Below are 18,305 nucleotides of genomic sequence, written 5' to 3' on the forward strand. Positions count from 1 at the left end.
TGCCCCGGCCGGGGTTTTAGGCTAGAATGGGCGCCAATCCGAGCATGACCCGCCCGCCGGGTGCCAATGAGAGTCCCTTGCCTGTGAAAAAACCGACCCTGGCGGCCGTCCTGATCGTCAAGAACGAAGCCGACAACCTGCGTGCCTGCCTCGCCTCCCTCGAAGACCTGGTGGATGAGATCGTCGTCCTCGACTCCGGCAGTCAGGATGACACCCCCGCCATCGCCGCCGAGTTCGGCGCCCGCTTCTTCGTCAACACGGCCTGGCCCGGCTTCGGCCGCCAGCGCCGCCTCGCCCAGTCCCATGTCCAGTCCGACTGGGTGCTGTGGCTGGACGCGGACGAGCGGCTCACCCCCGAGCTCAGGAGCGCCATCCAGGACGTCATGGCCAACCCGGCCAGCGACACCATCTACTCCATCCCGCGCCTCTCCTGGGTGTTCGGTCGCTTCATCCGCCACAGCGGCTGGTACCCGGATCGGGTGCTGCGCCTCTACCCCAAGGCGCTGACCGGCTACAATGAGGCGCTGGTGCACGAGAAGGTGGAGGTACGCGCCAACATGAAGATCGTCAACCTGCACGGCGACCTGCTCCACTACACCTACCGGGATCTGGAGCACTATCTGGTCAAATCCGCCGGCTACGCCCGCGCCTGGGCCGATCAGCGCACCGCCCGCGGCAAGAAGGGATCCCTGGGCCAGGGGCTGGTGCACGCCGTCGGCTGCTTCCTCAAGATGTACCTGCTCAAGGCCGGTTTCCTCGACGGCAAGCAGGGACTGCTGCTGGCCATCCTCTCCGCCCACTCCACCTTCGTGAAGTACGCGGACCTCTGGATCCGCCAGCAGCCCCAGGCACCGGATCAGGCTGGCAAGTAAGCCACCAGCAAACCCTGGCTGCCCGTCGGCAGCTCCCGTGACGAGACAGGGCCCCTCGGGGCCCTGTCTGCATTTCCTGTGTTCGCTCTCAGCCCTCGGCGCGCCAGAACGGCGGCGCCCAGCGGGCGATCGCCGCCGCCATGGCCTTGGGATCGAGCTGGCTCATGTCATCCGGATGATCGCTGTCCTCCGGCGGGCTGAACGCCAGATGGCGCCCCTCGCTGTTGAGGGGTCGCCAGCGCAGCGGCGTGGCGGAGCGGTGCGCCGGGAAGACGCCGACGGTCGGCACGTCCAGCGCCGCGGCGATGTGCAGCGGCCCTGTGCTGCCCGCCACGAACAGGGCGGCATTGGCCATCACCTGGCAGAACTTCGGCAGCCCCTCGTCGGAGCGATAGATCCAGCCGTTGCCCCCATGGGCCAGCAGTTCGGCCGCCAGCTGCTCCGCCTTCCCCTCCTCCCCCGGCCCCGCCGTCAGCACGCACTGCAACTCGGGACAGGCCTGGTTGAGCTTGATGATGAGGCGCGAGTACTGCTCGATGGAGAGGTTGTTGGCCGAGCCGCCGCTGCCGGCGTGCACCATCAGCCAGGGGCGGCTGGCGTCGAGCCTGAGACGGGCGGCGACCTGCTCGCGCACCTGTTGCAGGCTCTCGGGGTCGAAGCCGAGGTAAGGGCCCTGGGGCTCCACCACGGTCTGATGCTGATCGGCGAGGAAGCGGCGCACCAGATCCAGGTTGTATTCGTACTCCGGCTTCTGGGAGCGGGAACGGCGCTGCACCAGGCGCTGGTTGTAGAGCACCTGGGCCAGCTTGGTGGCGGGGGCCAGCCGGTAGGGAATGTGCGCCTGCCACACCAGCTTGGCGTTGCGGGTGTTGGAGAAGAAGCAGATGGAGGCATCGAAGGCGGCCGCCTTGATGCGCGCCAGCAGGGCGCGTTGCTGTTCCTTGTCTGCCCGGGCACCGGGATCCAGGATGATCTCGTCGATCCAGGGGCAGAGGCGGGCCAGCGGCGCCGTGTAGGCGGGAACCAGGGCAGTCACATGACACTCCATGGAGCGCTTGAGCATGGCAAAGCTCGGCCAGGCCAGCATGAAGTCACCAATCTTGTCATTGCGGACTACCAGAATACGTTTCATAAAAAATCCCTATGCTCCCTGTCACCAATGAAGGAGGCTTGATGCGCGATGCGGGTATTCTTGCCTGATGCAGGGCTATTCTCAAGCGAAGACGCCACGGGGCCCCGATTTGTGCGGACGAAGCAGGGGGCTCACGCCAGGATCCGCGCCATCACAGTCGCACCGGACCGGCAACAGCCCCTATAATGCGACCAACTTTCCGGCTTCAGGAATCACCACCATGACCAACAAGGTAATCTATCCCGGCACCTTCGACCCCATCACCAATGGCCATACCGACCTCATCGGCCGGGCCGCCCGACTGTTTGACGAAGTGGTGGTCGGGGTCGCCAACAGCCCGAGCAAGCGGCCCCTGTTCGATCTGGCGGAGCGCGTCCAGCTGGCCCGCCAGGTGACGGCGCACCTCCCCAACGTCAAGGTGGTCGGCTTCTCCGGCCTGCTGGTGGATTTTGCCAGGGAGCAGCAGGCCAACGTGCTGATCCGGGGCCTGCGCGCCGTCTCCGACTTCGAATACGAATTCCAGCTGGCCAACATGAACCGCCGCCTGATGCCGGAACTGGAGAGCGTCTTCCTCACCCCGGCGGAAGAGAACTCCTTCATCTCCTCCACCCTGGTGAAGGAAGTCGCCCTACACGGCGGCGACATCCACCAGTTCGTCGATCCCCTGGTGGCCCAGGCCATCGCCGCCAAGCAGAAAGGGTGACCCCTTCCCCCACCGGCAACAATGCACAAGGGCTACCCGCGGGTAGCCCTTGTTGTATTAGTCTCGTTGTGTTGACCACGGCCAGCTTGCCGGTTACTGGCGGGCAAACTGCCCGGCCATCCCCTGCACCAGCAGATCGAGCCACTCGTAGCGGCGCCGGTACATGGCCCTCTTCTTGGAGGCGATCTCCTCCAGCGGCTTGCGCTGGGCTGGCTGCAGCCGCACGAAGTTGCTGTCCAGATCGATGGCGCCAAACTCCTGCCACAGGGCGTCATAATCCGCCTGCAGGCAGGCTTTCTTCTTCTTGCTGTAACGCCTGGCCTGGAAGATGTGCGCCCTCATCCGCACGGCCGAGACGCGGCTTGCCCCCATGGCTCCGGCCAATGCCAGCACCAGCATCACCACCAGCGACCTGGGCCTCAGGCCGTGGCCCGCCCTGGTCAGGGCCCGCACCTGCCCCTGGGGCTCTGCCACACTGGGCTCGGGCCCCTGCACCGACCCTATCACCAGCGCCAGCTCGCGCTCGTTGCCCGCCAGGGAGAAGGCGCAGCTGTAGAGCCGCTCGCCTTTCTCGTTGACGATGGAGAGAGCCAGCTCCGCCTCCCGGCGAAAGGTGCCGTCGTGGCGCAGCACGATGCGATAATCCCCCTCGGGATAGCGGCCAAGTTCGATCCCCTCCCCCAGATAGAGCGGGTCGATGAGATCGGGATAAAGGCCCAGCAGCAGGCGGTAGTGATCCTCCACCATCCTGACCCTCTGGTTCACCGTCGAGCAGGCGAACCGATAGGGCCGTATCGGCTTGTCGAGCAGTTCGGGGTGGTGGGCAGGCAGGGCCCTGAGGGGTTCGGTCTGAAACAGTTCGAACACCCGGTTCAGCTGCGGCCGGTAGAGCAGGCTGCGCAGCACGAACTTGCCGCGATTGAAGGTCTTGCGGGCACTGTCGTCGGGATAGAGGAAGCGGGCCATTTTTTGGGCGCAATAGTGCCCCTGCCGGGATAAATGATCCCAGTCTATTGATTTAGCTGTCATTTTTGTTACCTCGCAGCCTGAACTGGCGAGATGGTAGTCATGGGCTGACGCGGCTTCAACAGACTGGCAATACTCTCTTACAACTTGGCCGATCCCGGCTCAACAATCGGCCTTTCAGCGCTGGCAGTAGGAGCAGAACACCGTGGTGCGCTGGCCCATCCTCACCTCGGTGAGCAGGGTGTGGCAGTGGAAACAGGGTTGGCCGCCCCTGCCGTAGACCTGCAGCTGCTGGACGAAATAGCCCGGCTTGCCGTCGGCGCTGGTGAAGTCCTTGAGGGTGGTCCCCCCCTGGCGGATGGCTTCAGTCAGCACCCGCTTGATCTCGCTCACCAGGGTGCCCAGCCGCTCGGCGCTGATGTTGCCTGCCGCCCGTTTGGGGTGGATGCCGGCGGCATAGAGCGCCTCGTTGGCGTAGATGTTGCCCACCCCGACCACCACGTGATTGTCCATCAGGAACTGCTTGATGGCGGTGCTGCGCCCCCTGGCCCGCTCCCGCAGGTAGTCGGCGCTGAAGGCGTCGGTAAGCGGCTCCGGCCCCAGCTTGGCGAGCAGGGCGTGGGCCTCGGCCGGTTCGCGGGTCCACAGCAGGGCACCGAAGCGGCGCGGATCGTTGAGTCGCAGCAGCTTGCCGTTGGCCAGCTCGATATCCACGTGATCGTGCTTCTCGGCCGGGGTGCCTATGTCCAGCACCCTCAGGCTGCCGGACATCCCGAGGTGCAGGATGGCAGTACCGAAGTCGGTCTCCAGCAGCAGGTATTTGGCGCGGCGGCGGACCCGGTGGATGACGAGATCCACCAGCTCCTGGATTTCGCCGGGCACCGGCCAGCGCAACCGGCCGTCCCGCACCACCACTCGGGTGACCTTGATGCCGGTGAGCCAGGGCGAGATCCCCTGGCGACTGACTTCGACTTCCGGTAATTCGGGCATAAACGGGCCTCTCGCTCAGAGCAGGGTTCAGGGGGTGGGACGCATCAGGTCACGGTACTGCGCCTGGCTCAGGCTGAGCCAGGTCGAGGGAGGCAGCAGGGCGGCAAACTTGCCGTCATCCTGATAGAGCCCCACCTCCACGGGATCGCTCTGACCGGCGATCCAGATCTTGAGGGTCACCGGGGTGCCGCGCACGGCCTCGCCGGGCGGCAGCAGCCAGCCCTGCCAAGCCTCGATGCGGGCGGCCAGCCGGGCGCTGTCGAGCCCGAGATCCGGCCCGCTGCGCCAGCCCTGGCCGATGCGCTCTATCTGCCAGCTCGGCCCCTGCCAGGTGAGCACCACGGCGTTCTCCGGCAACAGCGGACGCGGTCGCTGGGCGCTGTTCTCCTGCTGGGCCTGCTCCAGCCGGTGCAGCAGGGTAATGACGATCAACACGACCACGATGATCACGTTGTTCCAGCCTTTGCGGCTCAGTTTGAACATGGCTAGCCTCCCTTCGAACCGGCAGTGTACTGAATTCCAGCCATAAAAAAACCCGGCACGAGGCCGGGTTTTTGCAGCGAAACCAAGTAATTACTTGATTTTGCCTTCTTTGTAGATCACATGCTGACGAATCACGGGATCAAATTTCTTGATCTCCATTTTTTCGGGCATGGTGCGCTTGTTCTTGGTAGTGGTATAGAAGTGACCAGTACCGGCGCTGGAGTTCAGGCGAATCTTATCGCGAATACCTTTAGCCATGATCTAATTCCTTATACCTTAACGCCGCTGGCACGCAGTTCAGCCAGAACCACTTCAACGCCGCGCTTGTCGATGATACGCATGCCTTTTGCGGATACGCGCAGGCTCACGAAGCGTTTTTCACTCTCAACCCAGAAACGGTGAGTGTGCAGGTTCGGCAGGAAACGACGCTTGGTAGCGTTGTTAGCGTGCGAACGGTTGTTACCAACTGCCGGGCGCTTGCCGGTTACTTGGCATACTCTAGACATGTCAGTCTCTCCAAATCTTACTTCATTGCTCGAGCAAATATCTGCCCCGCTGGCCTTCGATTGCGGGGCAAACAGAAGGCGGCATTTTATACAGCATCCGTGATCAAAGATCAACTAATACAGTGCCAGAGCCCAGTCACAACCAACCACGCTCTGCGAAAGAAACCGTGATGCCATCACCGATCACCAGGTGATCAAGCACTCTGATATCGACCAGGGCCAGGGCGGCCAGGATCCGATCCGTGATCTGGCGGTCCGCCCGACTGGGCTCGGCCACGCCGGACGGGTGATTATGCGCCAGAATCACGGCGGCTGCATTATGTTTGAGCGCGATCTGCACGATTTCCCTGGGCCAGACGCTCGCCGAGTCCAGGGTACCGTAAAAAAGTTCGACGAACCGGACCACCCTGTGCTGGTTGTCGAGCAGCAACAGGGCGAACACCTCCCGCTCGCGATCCCGCAACTGGGCCTGCAGAAAGTCCCGGGTCAGCTGGGGCGAGGTGAGCGCCTCTCCCCGCTGCAGCTGCTCGGCCAGATGACGCCGGCCCATCTCCAGCACCGCCTGCAACTGGGCATACTTGGCCGGCCCCAGCCCATGAGCCCCGCAGAAGGCCTGCTGCTCGGCCCCGAGCAGCGCCCGCAGGGAGCCAAACTGGCTGAGCAGCTGGCGGGAGAGATCCACCGCGCTCAGGCCGCTGACCCCGGTGCGCAGGAAGATGGCCAGCAGCTCGGCATCGGAGAGCGCCGTCGCCCCGCGCCGCAGCAGCTTCTCCCTCGGGCGCTCATCCTCTGGCCACTCCTTGATGCTCATTTGTCTCTCCCTCATTGCTGTTGAGAGAAAACATAGCAAAGAATCGCGGGAGCCCGACCACAACTCCCCCATGTCAGCCTCTGTCGCCGTCCATCGCCTGTGCTATCTTAGCCGACCAGTCAGAGTGAGTCGGAAGAGATGCAGCAGATGAGATTGGCCGATAAACGCATCCTGTTGGGTGTCAGTGGCGGGATCGCCGCCTACAAGAGTGCCGAACTGGTACGTCGCCTGAAAGATCAGGGGGCCGAGGTGCGAGTGGTGATGACCCGCTCCGCCAAGGAGTTCATCACCCCCCTGACCCTGCAAGCCGTCTCCGGTCACCCGGTGGCCGACAGCCTGCTGGACCCGGCCGCCGAGGCGGGCATGGGTCACATCGAGCTGGCCAAGTGGGCCGATCTGGTGCTGATCGCCCCCGCCAGCGCCAACCTGATGGCCCGCATGGCCGCCGGCATGGCGGACGAGCTGCTGACCACCCTCTGCCTCGCCACCCCGGTGACTGTCGCCCTGGCGCCCGCCATGAACCAGCAGATGTACCGCAACGCCGCCACCCAGGCCAACCTCAAGACCCTGGCCGGCCGCGGCATCCTGCTGTGGGGGCCGGATTCCGGCAGCCAGGCCTGCGGCGACGTGGGCCCGGGCCGCATGCTGGATCACCTCGACCTGGTGGAACGCTGCTGCCAGCAGCTCGCCGCCGAACCGCTGCTAGCCGGGGTCAGGCTGCTGCTGACCGCGGGGCCGACCCGCGAGGCGCTGGATCCGGTGCGCTACATCAGCAACCACAGCTCCGGCAAGATGGGCTATGCCATCGCCCGCGCCGCCCGTGAGGCGGGCGCCGAGGTGACCCTGGTGAGCGGCCCGGTCGCCCTGCCAACGCCCCTGGGGGTTGAGCGGGTCGACGTGGAGAGCGCCTTGCAGATGCATGAGGCGGTGATGAGCCGGGTCGGCCAGTGCGACCTCTTCATCGGCTGCGCCGCCGTGGCGGACTATCGCCCCGCCCAGGTGGCCAGCCAGAAGATCAAGAAGAGCGGCGACAACGACCAGATGGCGCTGACCCTGGTCAAGAACCCCGACATCATCGCCGATGTGGGAGCCTTGTCAGACAAACCCTTCACCGTCGGATTTGCCGCCGAAACCGTGGATGTGGAACAATACGCCCTCGACAAACTTCGACGTAAGCGGCTGGACATGATCGCCGCCAACGATGTGTCCCGTGCCGGCCAGGGCTTCAATGCCGATGACAACGCCCTGACCGTCTTCTGGCAGGGGGGTCAAGCCGCACTGCCCCTGGCCGATAAGCTGACGCTGGCTCGTCATCTGGTCGCCCTGATCGCACGCCACTATCGACCTTAAGCCCGCTCCCGGGCCCGTTGAACATGCCGGGTGCCCCGCGGGCACCCGCTGAACCACCCGATCGCCCGGCGATCCAATTGAACGATATTCATGACGACACAAATTGAACTGAAAATCCTGGATGCCCGCATCGGCACCGACTTCCCGCTGCCCGCCTACGCCACCCCGGGTTCCGCCGGCATGGACCTGCGCGCCCTGCTGGATGCCCCGCTGACCCTGGCCCCCGGCGACACCACGCTGGTGCCGACCGGGCTGGCCATCCACATCCAGGATCCGGGTCTGTGCGCCACCATCTTGCCCCGCTCCGGTCTCGGCCATAAGCACGGCATCGTGCTGGGCAACCTGGTGGGCCTCATCGACTCCGATTACCAGGGCCAGCTGATGGTCTCGGTATGGAACCGCGGCAACGACAGCTTCACCATGCAGCCCGGCGAGCGCATCGCCCAGCTGGTGATCCTGCCGGTGGTCCAGGCCAGCTTCCAGCTGGTCGACGAATTCAATCAGAGTGAACGGGGTGAAGGCGGGTTTGGTTCTTCTGGTCGCCAATAACAAGACCACACCGGCCCCGGGGCCGGTGCCAAATAACAGAATCAAGCCATTGTTTTTTTTAGGGGAATCCATGGCAAGCAGTAACCAGAAACAGAGTCGGCGCGATCAGATCCTGCAGGCACTCGCCCACATGCTGGAAACCAGCCCGGGCCAGCGCATCACCACGGCACGCCTGGCGGCCGAGGTGGGCGTGTCCGAGGCGGCCCTCTACCGGCATTTTCCCAGCAAGGCGAGGATGTTCGAGGGGCTGATCGACTTCATCGAGGATTCCCTGCTGTCACGGGTCAACCTGATCATGGCCGAAGAGAAGGACACCATGGCCCGCTGCCACCACATACTGCAGCTGCTGCTGGTGTTCGCCGAGCGCAACCCGGGCATTACCCGCATCCTCAACGGCGATGCCCTGCTGGGGGAGCACGATCGGCTGCGGGATCGCATCAGCATCCTGTTCGACAAGCTGGAAACCCAGCTCAAACAGGCGCTGCGGGAGAAGCGGCTACGGGAAGGCCAGGGCTTCCAGCTCGACGAGACCATGCTGGCCAACCTGCTGCTCGCCTATGCGGAGGGCCGCATCAGCCAGTTCGTTCGTTCCGAGTTCAAGCTCAAGCCCACCGCCGGGTTTGAAGACCAGTGGCAGTTTATGCGCAGCCAGCTATTGCAAAGCTGAGTCAGAGGGCCGGATCACCCGACGCAGGTGGACTGGAACACGGAGGGAGGCCTTGGCCTCCCTTGTTTTTTGTGGCACAAAAGAAATGATGAGCACCAGATGCGACCCAGGCTGTCGCGCGTCGGTGTTAGATTCACGCGCCATCCACCTTTAGAGCAACAGGATACCTTATGGAACCCGAGATCATTACCGAAGCACAGACCTGGCTGGTCAACAACCAGGGACTGATCATCGAGTATGCGGTCAACATTGCCGCCGCCCTGCTCACCCTGCTGATCGGTTACATCGCCGCCAACATCCTCAGCGGTGGCGCGGTCAAGGTGATGCAGGCCCGCAAGCTGGATACCACGGTCACCCACTTCGTCGGCAGCATCCTCAAGTACACCATACTGGTGTTCGTGGTGATTGCCGCGCTGGGCAGGGTCGGGGTACAGACCGCCTCCTTCGTGGCCATCATAGGTGCCGCCGGCCTGGCCATCGGTCTGGCGCTGCAGGGGTCCCTCTCCAACTTCGCCGCCGGTTTCCTGCTGATCATCTTCCGCCCCATCAAGGCGGGGGAATTTATCGAGGTCGCGGGGACAGCGGGGGTCGTACAATCTGTGCAGCTGTTCACCACCACCCTCACCTCGGGTGACAACAAGATGGTGGTGGTGCCGAACTCCGCCATCCTCAACGGCACCATAGTCAACTATTCGCGCATGGACACCCGCCGCGTCGACATGACCTTCGGCATCGGTTACGGCTCCGACCTGCGCAAGGCCAAGCAGATCCTGGAGCGTCTGGTGAGCGAAGAGCCACGCATCCTGAAGGATCCCGAGGCCACCATCGCCGTCGCCGCCCTGGCCGACTCCTCGGTCAACATAGTCGTGCGCCCCTGGGTCAAGACCGGCGACTACTGGGGTGTCTGGTTCGACTTCCACGAGAAGGTGAAACTGACCTTCGACGCCGAAGGCATCGAGATCCCCTTCCCGCAGATGGTCATGCACATGCAAAAGCCGCAGTAATTCGCACGGCGTGATGATCCAATGCCAGCCTTCGGGCTGGCATTGTTGTTTGTGGATCCCGGCCGAGCCGGCCACCGGGATCGGCTGCGGGCCTCCCGTGGGCAACCCGCGGCCGGGCCGCACTCAAACCAGCCGGCGGGCCAACCGATTGAGCAACGGCTGCACCAGCACATAGCCACCCAGCACGGCCCCCATGACCGCCAGCACCCGCATCTCCAGGGTCGGGGCGGCCGTGGTCAATGCCAGGGTCAGCAGGCCGATGAGGCCGGTGGCAATCAGGCTAAGGGCAAACAGGGACAGTACGCGTTTCATGTCGATCTCCTCGTTCCAACAGCCATCCCTGGGAGCATCGTCCATCTGACCGGATGATAACCGGCTCCGGACGGAGCAAGTTTGCGTTTGCGCATAAAATCGACGAAAAGGTGTATTGTCTGTGGCCTTTCACCGGGATGGAGGCTGCACCTCCCCGACCCCGGACTGAAAGCCCTTTCACCCGGGAGAAGCCGTGCCAAGCATGCGCAAACGCAAGATCCGGCCGCCATGGGTGACTCATAATCACCGCGTTTTGGTTGTAAACTCCTTCGACGACAGACAATTGGTAAAGCTCTGTTACACGGACCGCACAATGAGCCCGGTATAATGGGCCCGGCATAGTGCTCGAATAATAAGGTTTGGCGGGGCCTTGCCTGCAAGGTTCAAACACAACTTGGAAGACTGATAATCCTATGAAAAACATCAATCCAACCCGGACCCAGGCCTGGCAGGCACTGGAAGCCCACTTTGCAGCTAACAAAGAGACTCGGCTCAAGGATCTGTTCGCACAGGATCCGAAGCGTTTCGACAAATTTTCCCTCACCTTCGGTGGCGACATCCTGGTCGACTACTCCAAGAACCTGATCACCGAGGAGACCCTCAAGCTGCTGGTGAACCTGGCCAACGAGACCGACCTGCGCAGCGCCATCGACGCCATGTTCAACGGCGACAAGATCAACATGACCGAAGGGCGTGCCGTGCTGCACACCGCCCTGCGCAACCGCTCCGACCGCCCCATCGAGGTGGATGGCAAGGACGTGATGCCGGAAGTGAACGCCGTGCTGGCCAAGATGAAGGGCTTCTGCGAGAAGGTCATCGGCGGCGAGTGGAAGGGTTATACCGGTAAGCCGATCCAGCACGTGGTCAACATCGGCATCGGCGGCTCGGATCTCGGCCCTGTGATGATCACCGAGGCGCTGCGTCCCTATAAAAACCATCTGGAGATGCACTTCGTCTCCAACGTCGACGGCACCCACATCGCCGAGACGCTCAAAAAGATTGATGCGGAAACCACCCTGTTCCTGGTGGCCTCCAAGACCTTCACCACCCAGGAGACCATGACCAACGCCCTGACCGCCCGCGACTGGTTCCTCGGCCACGCCGGTGACAAGGCGCACGTCGCCAAGCACTTCGCCGCCCTTTCCACCAACGGCAAGGCCGTGGCCGAGTTCGGCATCGACACCGACAACATGTTCGAGTTCTGGGACTGGGTCGGCGGTCGTTACTCCTCCTGGTCCGCCATCGGCATGCCCATCGCCCTCTCCCTCGGCTTCGAGCACTTCGAAGCCCTGCTGCAAGGCGCCTTCGAGATGGACATGCACTTCGCAACCGCCGCCTATGAGCAGAACGTGCCGGTGCTGCTGGCCCTGATCGGCCTGTGGTACAACAACTTCCATGGCGCCGAATCCGAGGCCATCCTGCCCTACGATCAGTACATGCACCGTTTCCCGGCCTACTTCCAGCAGGGCAACATGGAGTCCAACGGCAAGTACGTGGATCGCGACGGCAACCCGGTCGACTACCAGACCGGCCCCATCATCTGGGGTGAGCCGGGCACCAACGGCCAGCACGCCTTCTACCAGCTGATCCACCAGGGCACCAAGCTAATCCCCTGCGACTTCCTGGCGCCGGCCATCAGCCACAACCCCATCGGCGATCACCATCCGAAACTGCTGGCGAACTTCTTCGCCCAGACCGAGGCACTGGCCTTCGGCAAGAGCAAGGAAGCGGTGGAAGCCGAGTTCCTGGCCGCCGGCAAGACGCTGGAGCAGGTCAAGGATCTGGTGCCGTTCAAGGTGTTCGAGGGCAACCGCCCGACCAACAGCATCCTGTTCAAGCAGCTGACTCCGAAAACCCTCGGCTCCCTGATCGCCATGTACGAGCACAAGATCTTCGTTCAGGGCGCTATCTGGAACATCTTCAGCTTCGACCAGTGGGGCGTGGAGCTGGGCAAGCAGCTGGCCAACAAGATCCTGCCGGAGCTGGGCAACGACGAGGCCGTCACCAGCCACGACGCCTCCACCAACGGTCTGATCAACACCTGGAAAGCCTGGAAGGCCTGATCGCTCACGCCTTCCTGAACGCAAAAGCCCCGCTCGATGAGCGGGGCTTTTTATTGCCGGATACCGGCGTTGCCATCCTTTGGAGATCTGGCCAGGTGTCTAAGCCAGCCAGAAGACGGGGATCGTCACCCCCGCCCCTTCTGATACAGCGCGGTGAAGGCTTAACCGCCGACGGCAATGCGCTTCATGTCCTTCATGTAGCCGCGCAGGGTCTGGCCGATCTTCTCGCACCTGGCATGGTTGCGGGTCATGCCAGATTAGCCGCCGACTGCGATGCGCTTCATGTCTTTCATATAACCGCGCAGGGTCTGGCCGATCTTCTCGATGGGGTGATTGCGGGTCGCCTCGTTGGCGGCCAGCAGCGCCAGGTTGTCCACGGCCTTGCTCTCGGCACGGGCACTGCCCAGATCCCCCGCTTGCAACGTCGGCATGAAGTGCTCGCGCAGGAGCGGCACGGCGGCGTTGGCGAACAGATAGTTGCCGTACTCCGCGGTGTCGGAGATGACCACGTTCATCTCGTACAGACGCTTGCGGGCAACTGTGTTGGCGATCAGCGGCAGCTCGTGCAGGGATTCGTAGTAGGCAGACTCCTCATAGATACCGGAGGCCACCATGGTCTCGAACGCCAGCTCGACACCCGCCTTGACCATGGCCACCATCACCACGCCATTGTCGAAGTACTCCTGCTCGGCGATCTTGCCGGCATAGGCCGGGGCATTCTCGAAGGCGGACTTGCCGGTCTCTTCGCGCCAGGTGAACAGCTTGACGTCATCCTCGGCCCAATCGGCCATCATGCCGCGGGAGAACTCGCCGGCGATGATGTCGTCCATGTGCTTCTCGAACAGCGGGCGCATCAGGGTCTTGAGCTGCTCGGAGAGCTCGAAGGCACGCAGCTTGGCCGGGTTGGAGAGACGGTCCATCATCAGGCTGATGCCGCCCTGCTTCAGGGCCTCGGTGATGGTCTCCCAGCCGAACTGGATCAGCTTGCCGGCATAAGCGGGATCTGTGCCCTCGGCAACCAGCTTGTCGTAGCAGAGCAGGGAGCCGGCCTGCAGCATGCCGCACAGAATGGTCTGCTCGCCCATCAGGTCGGATTTCACTTCCGCCACGAAGGAGGATTCCAGCACGCCGGCACGGTCGCCGCCGGTGGCGGAGGCCCAGGCCTTGGCGATGGCCATGCCCTCGCCCTTGGGGTCGTTCTCCGGGTGCACGGCGATCAGGGTCGGCACGCCGAAACCACGCTTGTACTCTTCACGCACTTCGGTACCCGGGCACTTGGGCGCCACCATCACGACGGTGAGGTCGGCGCGGATCTGCTGACCCTCTTCCACCACGTTGAAGCCGTGGGAGTAGCCCAGGGCGGCGCCCTGTTTCATCAGCGGCATCACGGTTTTCACCACGTCGGAGTGCTGCTTGTCCGGGGTCAGGTTCAGCACCAGATCGGCGGACGGGATCAGCTCTTCATAGGTGCCGACCGCGAAGCCGTTGTCGGTGGCCTTCTGCCAGGAGGCACGCTTCTCGGTGATGGCGGCCTTGCGCAGGGCGTAGGAGATGTCCAGCCCGGAGTCGCGCATGTTCAGGCCCTGGTTCAGACCCTGGGCACCACAGCCCACAATCACCACCTTCTTGCCCTTGAGCACGTTGCAGCCGTCCGCGAACTCCTCGCGCTGCATGAAACGACACTTGCCCAGCTGGGCCAACTGCTGACGCAGGTTCAGGGTGTTGAAATAGTTAGCCATGGTGATTGCTCCGTTCGATTGATTCCATGCCGGGTAACGGCGTTGTCCAAACCACTATAGCGTGGGACACTTATTGCCTGAACTGATATATTCGAAATAGTACGTTGCATTTATTGAAATGTGAGACGCCGCAATCTCGCCCCGTTTCGCCGCCACAGGGCGCAAGGAACCACGAACGCCGTCGCCACTACACGCCTTAGCAGGAATTGAAAGATGGATCTTCGCAATCTCGAGCTGTTTCTCCACCTCGCCGACTCCCTCCATTTCGGCAAGAGCGCCGATGCCATGGCGGTCAGCCCCTCCACCCTGAGCCGCGCCATCCAGCGGCTGGAGCAGGAGACCGGCTGCGTGCTGTTCGAGCGGGACAACCGCTCGGTGCGGCTCACCCCTGCGGGCGAGAAGCTGCGGGAGTTTGGCGGCAGCCTGTTGCAGGAGTGGCGCCGACTCAGACAGGAGCTCAAGCGCAGCGACGAACCGCTGCAGGGCCGGCTGCGGGTCTTCTGCTCGGTGACTGCAAGCTACTTCCTGCTACCCGAAGTGCTGGAACGCTTCCGCCGCCGCTATCCCCAGCTGGAGATCAAGCTGGAAACCGGGGACCCGGCGCTGGCGGTGGACAAGATCCTGGCGGACGAAGCCGATCTGGCCATCGCCGCGCGGCCGGACGCGCTCTCCTCCAAGCTGGAATTTGCCAGCCTGCAGCAAGTCCCGCTGGTCTTTATCGCCCCCCGGGCCGCCCCGCTGTCGAGCCAGTGGTTCCAGCAGGGCGAGCCGGACTGGGAGCGGCTGCCCCTGATCCTCTCCGAGCAGGGGCTGGCCCGCAAACGCTGCGATCAGTGGCTGCGCAACAAGGGGATAGCCCCCAACCTCTACGCCGAGGTGGCGGGCAACGAGGGCATAGTCGCCATGGTAGCGCTCGGCTTCGGCGTTGGCGTGGTTCCCGCCGCCGTGATCGATCACAGTCCCATGGGGGACAAGGTGCGTATCGTCGAGCCCAAACCCGCCCTCAAACCATTCGATGTGGGCATCGCCGTACAGAAGAAACGGCTGGAGGAGCCGCTGATCCGCGCCTTCTGGGATACGGCGCGCGGCCAGAACGGTGCACGCTGAGCCCGCAACGGGTCGGTGTCAAATGTGTCAGTATGAAAGCCGCGCAGAAGAGGAGAGACTGGCCGCCACATCCAGCCACCATCAGGGGATAGAGCGTGAGCCAGCATCTTGTCGAAATCCGGAGTGCCATCCTGTTCGCAGAATATCTGCAAAGCCTCGGGGTCCAGCGCCATGAACTCGATCGGGAACAGGAGATCTATTTGCAGGACAGGCTCCTGGCCACGGTGCAATGCATTCAGGGCGAGCTGCGCTTTTATCTGCGCGCCAATGCCCTGGCCCGGTCGTGATCCGCAATCGGTCACAGATCGCGCACGCAAAGCGTATTAGACTGGCACCATCCGTCACCCTCGCCCCGGGGGTCGCCACGAGGAGTGCCCATGAAACCAAGCGGCCTGGATCGCCTCTTCAAACCTCACTCTATCGCCGTCATCGGCGCCTCCGGCGATCCGCAGAAGGCCGGCCATGTGGTCATCAGGCACCTGCTGGCAGGCCAGTTCAAGGGCCCCGTATTGCCGGTTGCACCTCACAGCCAGGCCGTCGCAGGGGTACTCGCCTATCCCGATATCGCCAGCCTGCCCCTAGCGCCGGATCTCGCCATCGTCTGCACCCGGCGCGAACGGGTGTTGCCGCTCATCGAGGAGCTCGGCAAGAAGGGAACCGGGGCCGCCATCATACTGGCTGCCCAGTTCTCCGGTGACGAGCGCCAACGGCTCAGAGAGCTGTGCCGGCAGTACGGCATCCGCCTGCTCGGTCCCAACAGCATGGGCATGCTGCTGCCGGACCAGGGGATCAACGCCAGCTTCTCGCCCATTGCCGCCACCCCGGGGCAGGTGGCGTTTCTCTCCCAGTCCGCGGCGGTCAGCACCACCATCCTCGACTGGGCCAAGCAGCGCGAGATCGGCTTCTCGGCCTTCATCTCCCTCGGGGATCACTGCGACATCGACTTCGGTCAACTGCTGGATCAGCTCTCCCGCGACGGGGCAACCCGCGCCATCCTGATCTACATGGACAAGCTGCACGATGCGAGGCACTTTCTCTCCGCCGCCCGCGCCGCCTCGCGCAACAAGCCCATCCTGGTGCTCAAGAGCGGCCGGCACGACCCGGCCAACGGCCTCGACAACGTCTATGACGCCGCCATCCGCCGGGCCGGCATGTTGCGGGTGCGGGACACCCACGAGCTGTTTGCCACCGTCGAGACCCTGAGCCACTCCCTGACGCTCAAGGGGGAGCGCCTCGCCATCCTCTCCAATGGGCGCGGACTCGCCAACATGGCAGCAGACGTCCTGCTGTCTCGGGGGGGCAAGCTGGCGATGCCGCCCCTCGACATCGGCAGCGATGCCGATATCGAGGCCTACAAGAGCGCCCTGGAAACTCTGTTGCAAGGGGAAGGCGCCGACGCCATCCTGCTGATCCACGCCCCATCGCTGACCGCCCGCGGTGTGACACTGGCACACGAGCTGATCGCCTTTATCAGGCAGCATCCCAGGGCCAGACGGTTCAACATTCTCACCAACTGGGCGGGGGAATACTCCGCCCAGGAGGGGCGTCGCCTGTTCAACGAGGCAGGGATCCCCACCTATCGCACTCCGGAGAGCGCCGTTACCGCCTTCATGCACATGGTGGAGTACCGCCGCAACCAGAAGCAGCTGATGGAAACCCCAGCCTCTCTGCACGGGGACAGGCTCGATGTCGAGCGCTGCCAGCAACTGCTCCGGCAGGCGCTGGATCGCCAGCAGCGCGTGCTGGATACCCACCTCGCTCACCCCATCTTGCAGGCCGCCGGACTCTCCACCCTGTCAACCTGGATTGTCTCCGATGCCATCGAGGCCGCCTTGACGGCGGAGCAGATAGGCTACCCGGTGGCGGTGAAGTTGCGCTCCCCCGACATCGCCCATAAGTCCGAAGTACACGGCGTCATGTTGAATCTGCGCACCTCGGCGGAGGTCGCCCAGGCGGCGGACGCCATCCTGGACAGGGTACGCCAGCACGATCCCGGCGCCCGCATCGAGGGCCTGCTGGTACAGCGCATGGCCCGCCGCAGCGGCGGGCTGGAGCTGCGGATCCGCCTGCAGCAGGATCCCGTGTTCGGCCCCGTCATCCTGCTCGGGGAATCCGGTGCCGAGCCCCGCGAGATGGTCGCCGCCCTGCCGCCCCTCAACCAGGCGCTGGCGCGCTACCAGATCATCGGCGCCCTCAAGGACGGCAAGATCCGCGAGCAGGCCAGCCCCGTACGGCTCGATATCGACGCCCTCGGCCAGGTGTTGTGCCAACTGTCCGAGCTGCTGTTGGCCTTCCCCGAAATCCAGGAGCTGGATCTGCACCCGCTGCAGGCCTGCGGCGAAGAGATGGTGATCCTGGATGCCCGCCTGGTGTTGATGGAAAAGGGGCAACCGATGTTGCCGCTGGCCATTCGTCCCTATCCCACCGAGCTGGAGGAGGACGCCTGGCTCAAGGATCAGAGCCATGTGCTGCTTCGCCCGATCCGGCCGGAGGACGAACCGGCCCACAAGCAGTTCGTGCTGCAAGTCTCCGACGAAGACAGGTACAAGCGCTTCTTCGCCGATGTAGGGGAGCTGGGCCATGAGGAGCTGGCCCGTATGACGCAGATCGATTACGACCGGGAGATGGCCTTTGTCGCCGTGGGGCAGGATGGGAAACGGAAAGAGCAGATCTTAGGGGTGGTACGTGCTATCTCGACGCCGGATCTGAGCGACGCCGAGTTTGCCATCCTGGTACGTTCCGACCTGAAAGGGCTGGGGCTTGGCAAGCTGATGATGGAGAAGATAGTGCGCTATGCCAGAGAGCGCGGCATAGTTCAGCTGTCGGGCATGACCATGCCCAGCAACCGCGGCATGATCAACCTGGCCAAGCGCCTTGGCTTCCACATAGACATCCAGCTGGAAGATGGCGTCGTCAATATGGTGCTGCCCTGTGCGGAGCGGGTCGAAGGGGCGTAACGTACAGAAAATGGAAGGGATGAAGAATTTCAGGCAATAAAAAAACCCCGCTCAAATGAGCGGGGTTTTTCGTGTTGGGTGCCTGGCAGTGTCC

At 63.5% G+C, this 18,305-nt stretch carries 19 protein-coding genes; 10 read left to right on the forward strand and 9 right to left on the reverse strand.

The features are described from left to right. Positions 1–83 precede the first annotated feature (83 nt). A complete protein-coding gene (locus BN1132_RS13545; RefSeq protein ID WP_042078240.1) occupies positions 84–872 on the forward strand; it encodes a glycosyltransferase family 2 protein in 789 nt (262 codons plus the stop codon). A gap of 88 nt (positions 873–960) precedes the next feature. Here the strand turns inward: BN1132_RS13545 and BN1132_RS13550 are convergent, their stop codons facing one another. Then, positions 961–2,004, reverse strand: a complete 1,044-nt coding sequence (locus tag BN1132_RS13550; protein ID WP_042078221.1) for a glycosyltransferase family 9 protein — start codon at positions 2,002–2,004, stop codon at positions 961–963. A gap of 220 nt (positions 2,005–2,224) precedes the next feature. Here BN1132_RS13550 and coaD point away from each other — a divergent pair, with 220 nt between their 5' ends. Beyond that, the gene (gene coaD / locus BN1132_RS13555) at positions 2,225–2,707 is read left to right on the forward strand and encodes a pantetheine-phosphate adenylyltransferase (protein ID WP_042078222.1); all 483 of its coding nucleotides are present in this window, start codon (positions 2,225–2,227) and stop codon (positions 2,705–2,707) included. Positions 2,708–2,800: 93 nt separating this feature from the next. On the opposite strand, the gene BN1132_RS13560 is transcribed toward coaD, so the two are convergent. From BN1132_RS13560 to radC, 6 genes are all read right to left on the reverse strand, one after another. Then, positions 2,801–3,673: a VirK/YbjX family protein gene (locus tag BN1132_RS13560; RefSeq protein WP_042078223.1), complete on the reverse strand. Its 873-nt coding sequence runs from the start codon at positions 3,671–3,673 to the stop codon at positions 2,801–2,803. 177 nt (positions 3,674–3,850) lie between these two features. After that, positions 3,851–4,663 carry a bifunctional DNA-formamidopyrimidine glycosylase/DNA-(apurinic or apyrimidinic site) lyase gene (gene mutM / locus BN1132_RS13565; protein ID WP_042078224.1) on the reverse strand — a complete coding sequence of 271 codons (813 nt, stop codon included), beginning with the start codon at positions 4,661–4,663 and terminating at the stop codon, positions 3,851–3,853. Positions 4,664–4,690: 27 nt separating this feature from the next. Then, positions 4,691–5,146 (reverse strand): hypothetical protein, encoded by a 456-nt coding sequence (locus BN1132_RS13570; protein WP_042078225.1) that lies wholly within the window; start codon positions 5,144–5,146, stop codon positions 4,691–4,693. 90 nt (positions 5,147–5,236) lie between these two features. After that, positions 5,237–5,404 (reverse strand): 50S ribosomal protein L33, encoded by a 168-nt coding sequence (rpmG, locus tag BN1132_RS13575; RefSeq protein WP_005323752.1) that lies wholly within the window; start codon positions 5,402–5,404, stop codon positions 5,237–5,239. 11 nt (positions 5,405–5,415) lie between these two features. Beyond that, positions 5,416–5,652 (reverse strand): 50S ribosomal protein L28, encoded by a 237-nt coding sequence (rpmB, locus tag BN1132_RS19690; protein ID WP_005307492.1) that lies wholly within the window; start codon positions 5,650–5,652, stop codon positions 5,416–5,418. Positions 5,653–5,788: 136 nt separating this feature from the next. Beyond that, the gene (gene radC, locus BN1132_RS13580; RefSeq protein WP_042078226.1) at positions 5,789–6,463 is read right to left on the reverse strand and encodes a RadC family protein; all 675 of its coding nucleotides are present in this window, start codon (positions 6,461–6,463) and stop codon (positions 5,789–5,791) included. A 147-nt stretch (positions 6,464–6,610) separates the two neighbouring features. On the opposite strand from radC, the gene coaBC reads away from it, so the two are divergent. The 4 genes from coaBC (at position 6,611) to BN1132_RS13600 (ending at position 10,033) form a co-directional block, all read left to right on the forward strand. Next, positions 6,611–7,813: a bifunctional phosphopantothenoylcysteine decarboxylase/phosphopantothenate--cysteine ligase CoaBC gene (gene coaBC, locus BN1132_RS13585; protein WP_042078241.1), complete on the forward strand. Its 1,203-nt coding sequence runs from the start codon at positions 6,611–6,613 to the stop codon at positions 7,811–7,813. A gap of 90 nt (positions 7,814–7,903) precedes the next feature. Further along, positions 7,904–8,362, forward strand: coding sequence for a dUTP diphosphatase (dut, locus tag BN1132_RS13590; RefSeq protein ID WP_010676116.1), 459 nt, complete (start codon positions 7,904–7,906; stop codon positions 8,360–8,362). 70 nt (positions 8,363–8,432) lie between these two features. Further along, positions 8,433–9,029: a nucleoid occlusion factor SlmA gene (gene slmA / locus BN1132_RS13595; RefSeq protein ID WP_042078227.1), complete on the forward strand. Its 597-nt coding sequence runs from the start codon at positions 8,433–8,435 to the stop codon at positions 9,027–9,029. Positions 9,030–9,199: 170 nt separating this feature from the next. Continuing rightward, entirely contained in the window at positions 9,200–10,033 is an 834-nt protein-coding gene (locus BN1132_RS13600; RefSeq protein WP_042078229.1) for a mechanosensitive ion channel domain-containing protein, read from the forward strand. 123 nt (positions 10,034–10,156) lie between these two features. On the opposite strand, the gene BN1132_RS13605 is transcribed toward BN1132_RS13600, so the two are convergent. Continuing rightward, positions 10,157–10,345, reverse strand: coding sequence for a hypothetical protein (locus tag BN1132_RS13605; RefSeq protein WP_042078230.1), 189 nt, complete (start codon positions 10,343–10,345; stop codon positions 10,157–10,159). A 413-nt stretch (positions 10,346–10,758) separates the two neighbouring features. Here BN1132_RS13605 and pgi point away from each other — a divergent pair, with 413 nt between their 5' ends. Then, on the forward strand, positions 10,759–12,408 hold the full coding sequence (gene pgi, locus BN1132_RS13610) for a glucose-6-phosphate isomerase (RefSeq protein WP_042078232.1): 1,650 nt from the start codon (positions 10,759–10,761) through the stop codon (positions 12,406–12,408). Positions 12,409–12,665: 257 nt separating this feature from the next. Here pgi and ilvC read toward each other — a convergent pair whose 3' ends face one another. Next, positions 12,666–14,147: a ketol-acid reductoisomerase gene (ilvC, locus tag BN1132_RS13615; protein WP_042078234.1), complete on the reverse strand. Its 1,482-nt coding sequence runs from the start codon at positions 14,145–14,147 to the stop codon at positions 12,666–12,668. A 213-nt stretch (positions 14,148–14,360) separates the two neighbouring features. Between ilvC and ilvY the strand changes: the two genes are divergently transcribed. From ilvY to BN1132_RS13630, 3 genes are all read left to right on the forward strand, one after another. Beyond that, complete coding sequence (gene ilvY, locus BN1132_RS13620) at positions 14,361–15,254, forward strand: HTH-type transcriptional activator IlvY (protein ID WP_042078235.1); 894 nt, start codon at positions 14,361–14,363, stop codon at positions 15,252–15,254. A 95-nt stretch (positions 15,255–15,349) separates the two neighbouring features. Further along, on the forward strand, positions 15,350–15,541 hold the full coding sequence (locus BN1132_RS13625; RefSeq protein ID WP_042078236.1) for a hypothetical protein: 192 nt from the start codon (positions 15,350–15,352) through the stop codon (positions 15,539–15,541). Positions 15,542–15,631: 90 nt separating this feature from the next. Continuing rightward, positions 15,632–18,211, forward strand: coding sequence for a bifunctional acetate--CoA ligase family protein/GNAT family N-acetyltransferase (locus tag BN1132_RS13630; protein ID WP_042078238.1), 2,580 nt, complete (start codon positions 15,632–15,634; stop codon positions 18,209–18,211). Positions 18,212–18,305: the final 94 nt, after the last annotated feature.

The organism is Aeromonas sanarellii (genome assembly GCF_000820085.1).
GTDB classification, from domain to species: Bacteria; Pseudomonadota; Gammaproteobacteria; order Enterobacterales; family Aeromonadaceae; genus Aeromonas; species Aeromonas sanarellii.

Coding starts and splice junctions, on each gene's coding strand:
- pgi (WP_042078232.1), top strand. CDS start 10,759: ATGAAAAACATCAATCCAACCCGGACCCAGGCCTGGCAGGCACTGGAA.
- BN1132_RS13630 (WP_042078238.1), top strand. CDS start 15,632: ATGAAACCAAGCGGCCTGGATCGCCTCTTCAAACCTCACTCTATCGCC.
- BN1132_RS13550 (WP_042078221.1), bottom strand. CDS start 2,004: ATGAAACGTATTCTGGTAGTCCGCAATGACAAGATTGGTGACTTCATG.
- slmA (WP_042078227.1), top strand. CDS start 8,433: ATGGCAAGCAGTAACCAGAAACAGAGTCGGCGCGATCAGATCCTGCAG.
- ilvC (WP_042078234.1), bottom strand. CDS start 14,147: ATGGCTAACTATTTCAACACCCTGAACCTGCGTCAGCAGTTGGCCCAG.
- mutM (WP_042078224.1), bottom strand. CDS start 4,663: ATGCCCGAATTACCGGAAGTCGAAGTCAGTCGCCAGGGGATCTCGCCC.
- radC (WP_042078226.1), bottom strand. CDS start 6,463: ATGAGCATCAAGGAGTGGCCAGAGGATGAGCGCCCGAGGGAGAAGCTG.
- ilvY (WP_042078235.1), top strand. CDS start 14,361: ATGGATCTTCGCAATCTCGAGCTGTTTCTCCACCTCGCCGACTCCCTC.
- dut (WP_010676116.1), top strand. CDS start 7,904: ATGACGACACAAATTGAACTGAAAATCCTGGATGCCCGCATCGGCACC.
- BN1132_RS13570 (WP_042078225.1), bottom strand. CDS start 5,146: ATGTTCAAACTGAGCCGCAAAGGCTGGAACAACGTGATCATCGTGGTC.
- coaBC (WP_042078241.1), top strand. CDS start 6,611: ATGAGATTGGCCGATAAACGCATCCTGTTGGGTGTCAGTGGCGGGATC.
- BN1132_RS13605 (WP_042078230.1), bottom strand. CDS start 10,345: ATGAAACGCGTACTGTCCCTGTTTGCCCTTAGCCTGATTGCCACCGGC.
- rpmB (WP_005307492.1), bottom strand. CDS start 5,652: ATGTCTAGAGTATGCCAAGTAACCGGCAAGCGCCCGGCAGTTGGTAAC.
- BN1132_RS13560 (WP_042078223.1), bottom strand. CDS start 3,673: ATGGCCCGCTTCCTCTATCCCGACGACAGTGCCCGCAAGACCTTCAAT.
- coaD (WP_042078222.1), top strand. CDS start 2,225: ATGACCAACAAGGTAATCTATCCCGGCACCTTCGACCCCATCACCAAT.
- rpmG (WP_005323752.1), bottom strand. CDS start 5,404: ATGGCTAAAGGTATTCGCGATAAGATTCGCCTGAACTCCAGCGCCGGT.
- BN1132_RS13600 (WP_042078229.1), top strand. CDS start 9,200: ATGGAACCCGAGATCATTACCGAAGCACAGACCTGGCTGGTCAACAAC.